Origin of the sequence: Luteitalea sp. (genome assembly GCF_044337415.1) — a bacterium.
Classification (GTDB): Bacteria; Acidobacteriota; Vicinamibacteria; order Vicinamibacterales; family Vicinamibacteraceae; genus Luteitalea.
In genome coordinates, this window is sequence record NZ_JBIINP010000248.1 from 1 (window position 1) to 5,434 (window position 5,434).

At 69.1% G+C, this 5,434-nt stretch carries 4 protein-coding genes; 2 read left to right on the forward strand and 2 right to left on the reverse strand.

What is annotated here, in order from left to right; translation table 11 throughout:
- Positions 1-516: 516 nt before the first annotated feature.
- Positions 517-2,055 carry a DEAD/DEAH box helicase gene (locus tag ACIRDX_RS20155; RefSeq protein ID WP_396627230.1) on the reverse strand — a complete coding sequence of 513 codons (1,539 nt, stop codon included), beginning with the start codon at positions 2,053-2,055 and terminating at the stop codon, positions 517-519.
- A 180-nt stretch (positions 2,056-2,235) separates the two neighbouring features.
- Here ACIRDX_RS20155 and ACIRDX_RS20160 point away from each other — a divergent pair, with 180 nt between their 5' ends.
- Both ACIRDX_RS20160 and ACIRDX_RS20165 read left to right on the forward strand, forming a co-directional pair.
- Positions 2,236-2,808, forward strand: coding sequence for a DUF2585 domain-containing protein (locus tag ACIRDX_RS20160; RefSeq protein ID WP_396627233.1), 573 nt, complete (start codon positions 2,236-2,238; stop codon positions 2,806-2,808).
- Between the two features lie 128 nt (positions 2,809-2,936).
- Complete coding sequence (locus ACIRDX_RS20165; RefSeq protein ID WP_396627231.1) at positions 2,937-4,400, forward strand: Gfo/Idh/MocA family protein; 1,464 nt, start codon at positions 2,937-2,939, stop codon at positions 4,398-4,400.
- Positions 4,401-4,573: 173 nt separating this feature from the next.
- On the opposite strand, the gene ACIRDX_RS20170 is transcribed toward ACIRDX_RS20165, so the two are convergent.
- Positions 4,574-5,434, reverse strand: an 861-nt coding sequence (locus ACIRDX_RS20170; RefSeq protein ID WP_396627232.1) for a TonB-dependent receptor domain-containing protein, incomplete at its 5' end; no start/stop codon positions are given.

The window sequence follows — 5,434 nt, forward strand, 5'->3', positions numbered from 1 at the left end:
GTGAAGACAGGCACGTCGACATACCGGTCTTCTCCGCTCGCGAACGCAATACACGAACCACGCTGCCGGAAAGTCGGCACCCGTCGGCGTGCAGGCGGAGAATAGCGCAGCGGGGAGCCCCGTCAAAGAGGTAAGTACGTGCTGAAATACCGACTCGGATAGTCGGAATCGTCGTGTCGACCGACACGATTGGTCGCACGACCGGCATGACGACAGAGCCAGCTCGAGCGCAGTACCAGGAAGGTCGAAAATTGCGCCGGATTTGCGCGAGTTCACGATCGGCATGCGCGGCGCCCCGGACGGGATACCGGCACTGCTGGCGAGAACGCGTCAGCGTGTAGGAAACGGCCTACGCGAGAATCAGTCTCGCCGCGTATCCGGCAGTGCCGTGAGGCCGACACGGCGATCTCCGCGATCGGAGGCTGTACGGCCTGCCGCAGAGCCGTTGCCGCAATCGAGGGCCGCAGCCACCGGCGTGCGCCGCGGCTCTCGACAGGCACGTCGGTGTGTCGCGTGTCAGCGACCGCGACGGGGGCCACCGCCGCCAGGCCCGCGCCCGGGACCGCCGGGCCGACCACTGCCGGGGCGGCCACCGCCCGGACGCCCTCCGCCGGAGCCGCCCGGCCGCGGCGAGCCGTGCGGCCGGGCATGCATGGCCGGTGCGTGGCGCGGAGTGCCAGCGCCCTGACCGCGCGAGTCGTCACCGCCCTGACCGCCACCCTGACCCTGCCCCTGCGGACGGGGCGCCGCAGGACCACGCCCACCACCCGGGCGCGTCACCGGACCGGTGCTGCTGCCGCGCACGCTGCCCGGCAGGCGCGCCGCCCGCTCGGCGGCCTTGGCCTGGGCGCGGGCACGTTCCTCGGCCTTGCGCTTGCGGATGGCCGCGATGCGCTCGGCCAGCGGGATCTCCAGGCGCACCTCCGGCCTGGCCGTGTAGTCGAAGTCAGGCAGCTGGACGCGCGGGAGCCGCTTGCCGACGACCTTTTCGATCTGCGCCCACTCGCCTTCCTCGTCCTTGGAGACGAAGGTGAACGCCTCCCCCGTCGCCTCGGCGCGGCCGGTCCGGCCGACGCGGTGGATGTAGTCCTCCGCGGCGACGGGCACGTCGAAGTTCACGACATGGCCGAGCTCGGTGACGTCGATGCCGCGCGCGGCGATGTCGGTGGCCACCAGGACGGGGAACTCGCCGCTCTTGAAGCCGGCGAGCGCCAGCGTCCGCTGGGCCTGGGATCGGTTGCCGTGGATGCGCGCCGCCTTCACGCCCTGCTTCTCCAGGTATGCGGTGAGCCGGTCGGCGCGGTGCTTGGTGCGGGTGAAGACCAGGGCCTGCGTCATCACCTTGCGCTGGAGCAGCGCCACCAGCAGCGCGCCCTTGAGGTCCTGCGACACGGGGTAGATGGCCTGCGTGATCCCGGTGGCCGGCGCGGCCTGGCGCGCCAGGTTGATCGTCGCGGGGTCGCGCAGCAGCTCACGCGTCAGCGCCACGATCGGCGCAGGCATCGTCGCGCTGAAGAACAGCGTCTGGCGCGCCTGCGGGACGTGCCTCAGCACGCGCTTGATGTCGGGCAGGAACCCCATGTCGAGCATGCGGTCGGCCTCGTCGAGGACGAGGAACTCCAGGCCCGAGAGCTTCGCGTAGGGCTGCCGGAAGTGGTCGAGAAGCCGCCCGGGCGTGGCGATGATCACGTCCGCGCCACGCCGGAAGGCCTGCTCCTGCGGCCCCATGCCGACGCCGCCGAAGACGGCCGCCGCGCTGATGGGGGTGTGCACGGCGAAGGTGTTCAGGTCCTCGAGGATCTGCGCCGCGAGCTCGCGCGTCGGCGTCAGCACCAACGCCCGCGTGGTCCCGCGCGGCAGGCCCATCAGCTTCTGGAGGATGGGCAGCAGGAAGGCCGCGGTCTTGCCGCTGCCGGTGGCAGCGCAGGCCAGCACGTCGCGCCCCGCCAGGGCCGGCGGAATGGCGTCCGACTGGATGGGCGTGGGCCGGGTGAAGCCGAGTTCCTTGAGGGCGCGCGTGAGGCTGGGATGCAGCCCGAGATGTGAGAACGGCACGCAACAGTGTACCGGGTACGGGGTACCGGGTACCGGGTACGGGAAGGCGGAGCCCGGGAGCGGGGGCCAGCACGGTCGAGCCGGCCATCCCCCCTCCCCGCCACCGGCGGTACAGTGAGCGACGTGCCGACGCGCTCCCGCTTCGCTGCCTCGTTCGACTCGCTCACCAGTCCGCGGACCATCGCGGCGGCCGGCGCCCTGATGGCCGCCACCGGCCTGGTCCTGCTCGCCATGGGGCGGGTACCGATCTGCCGGTGCGGCCACGTGCTGCTGTGGGTGGGGGCGGTCAACAGCGCCGACAACTCGCAGCACCTGACCGACTGGTACACCTTATCGCACGTCATCCACGGCTTCCTGTTCTACGGGCTGCTGTGGCTGGTGGCGCGGCGGCTTGGCCCGAAGACGCCTTCGGGCGAAGGCGGCCTGCCGATCGGCGTGCGCCTGGTGCTGGCGGTGCTGCTCGAGGGCGCCTGGGAGATCCTCGAGAACACCGACATGGTCATCAACCGGTACCGCGAGGCGACGATCGCCCTCGACTACTACGGCGACAGCGTCCTCAATTCCCTCAGCGATATCGGCGCGATGGTGCTGGGATTCGTACTCGCGGCGCGTCTCCCCGTCTGGGTGATCGTCGTCGCCGCCCTGACCATGGAACTCGTCGTCGGCTACCTCATCCGCGACAACCTGACCCTCAACATCCTGATGCTGCTCTACCCGGTCGAGGCCGTGCGGCAATGGCAGGCGGGCGGCTAGCCCGCCTGCCATTGCCGCACGCCTCCCCCGCCCCTGCCCCGTGTGGTCCGACCAGTGGTAGACTCCGGGGTTCAGACACAGCAACATCGGGAGCCGTCCGTCGAGGCGTGCCCCGGATGGAGGCCACAGTGGCAGATCAACAGGGCAATGGCATGTCGCGGCGCGAGTTCGCGTCCCGACTCGGCGTGACCGCTGCGGTGGTGGCCGCCGGCGGCCACTTCCTTCCGTCGACGGCAATGGGCGCGACGCGGATTCAGGGGGCGAACGACAAGCTCGTCCTGGCGAGCATCGGCGTCCGTGGGCAGGGCAACGCCCTCAAGCGTGGCTTTGCCAAGATCAAGGGCGTCGAGATCAAGACGCTGGCCGACGTCGACCTGAACCTCGAGGCCGAGCGCGTCAACGACAAGGCGCTCGCCGACGTGCCGACGTTCAAGCCCGCCTTCGTGCAGGACTTCCGCCGCGTCCTCGACGACAAGGACGTCGACGGCGTGATCATCGCGACGCCCAACCACTGGCACGCGCTGATGACGATCATGGCGCTGCAGGCGGGCAAGCACGTGTACGTGGAGAAACCCTCCAGCTACACGGTGTGGGAAGGCCGCCAGGAAATCGAGGCGACCAGGAAGTACGGCAAGATCGTCCAGGTCGGCACGATGAACCGCAGCCGCCCGGCCGTGCGCCAGGCGATGCAGTTCCTCAAGGACGGCGGCATCGGCAAGGTCTACATGGCCCGCGGCCTGTGCTTCAAGCCGCGCCCGCCCATCGGCAAGTACCCCGACGGCCCGCTGGCCGCCGGCGCGAAGTACAGCCTGACGGTCGGCGGTCGCCCGGAACCGACGTGGGACGCAGCCTACCTGTCGAAGGTCGATTACGACCTGTGGCTCGGCCCGGCCGCCAAGACGCCGTTCAACGTCAATCACTTCCACTACAACTGGCACTGGCACTTCGCCTACGGCAACGGCGACACCGGCAACCAGGGGCCGCACCAGTTCGACATCGCGCGCTGGGGCCTCGGCAAGCAGGAGCACCCGGTCAAGATCAGCTCGGTGGGCGGCTACTTCGGCCCCGAGTCCTCGCAGGACACGCCCAACGTGCAGACGTCGTTCTTCGAGTACGCCGACGGCACGATCCTCGAGTTCGCGACCCGCGGCGAGTCGACCAACGACGAAGGCGGCGTCAAGATCGGCAACCTGTTCTACGGGTCCGAGGGCTGGATGTGGGTCGACGGCGACGGCCGCAAGTGGCAGTCGTACAAGGGCCGCAGCAAGGACGAGAAGGGCCCCGGCTCCGACGCGCCGCCGCCCGACAGCGGCAGCGACCCCCTCGTGCTCACCAGCATCGAGACGCCGCACTACCAGAACTTCGTCGACGCGATTCGCGCCAACGACCCGAAGAAGCTGACGTGCGACGTCGTGGAGGGGCACCTCTCCTCCGCCCTGCCGCACCTGGCCAACATCTCGTACCGCGTCGGCCGCCAGCTGCAGTTCGACGGCAAGTCCGAGACGTTCGTCAACGACAAGGACGCCGACAAGCTCCTGACCCGCGAGTACCGCAAGGGCTGGGAGATCAAGCCGCTCTCGCGCACCGAGTAACCGCGCGCCCCTGCTGATCGACAAACGCCCCCGGTGCCGCACGGCGCCGGGGGCGTTCGTGTCTCTGGGCGAGACACGAGAATTTCAGAATTTCAGAATTTCGGGAATTGGATCGCCGTCGTCGCCCGTCGTCGCCCGTCGAGGGCGGATTGATGACTGCAATTCTGCAATTTCTAGAAGGGCCAGTCGAAGCCGATCAGCGGGAAGATGCCGTTCTGCACGTTCACCTCGGGCCGGTTGTTCGTGCGGTTCCAGCCGAGCGTCGCGAAGTTCTCGCGGTTGGTCACGTTCTGCGCGCCCGCGAAGAAGGTGACCTTCTGCCCGCCGATCGTGAAAGTGCGATCGACGCGCACGTCGAGGCGGAAGTAGTCGTCGGCGCGCAGGCCGTTGACCTGCGTGAGATCGAACACGCCGCGGTTCTGCCGCGTCGACGTCACGAGATCGAACGGGGTGTACGGACGTCCGGACAGGTAGACGGCGCGCGCCGACGCCTGCCACTTGTCGGCAAACAGCCACGACCCGGACAGGTTGAGCACGACGGGATAGTCGAACGAGCCCGGACGCAACACCTGATCGAGCCCGGCGTGGCGGGCGCGCGAGAAGGCGACGCTGGCCTGGCCATACCAGCGCCCGCCCGGCTTGCGCTCCGCGAGCAACTCGACACCGCTCACCTCGCCTCGCCCCTCGCTGAGCAGCGGGAACAGGATGTCGCGGGTGGCGAACGTGTCGCCGATGTTGGCCAGCGAGAGCTGCGGGATGTCGGCCGCCACCGGGTAGTTCCGGTACTGCTTGCGGTACACCTCGGCCGTTGCACGCATGCGACCCGGGCCCGTGTACGACACGCCCGTCACGAAGTGGTCGGCCTCGAAGGGCACCAGGAAGCGGTTCTGGTCGAAGGCGGCGAGGAACAGGAAGAACGGCTGCTGGTAGTAGCGGCCGTAGCTGCCGCGCCACGACCACGCCTCGTTGAAGGCGTAGCTGGCACCGACACGCGGGCTGACCTGCGTCGACGAGAGGTAGTCGTAGTAGTCGAC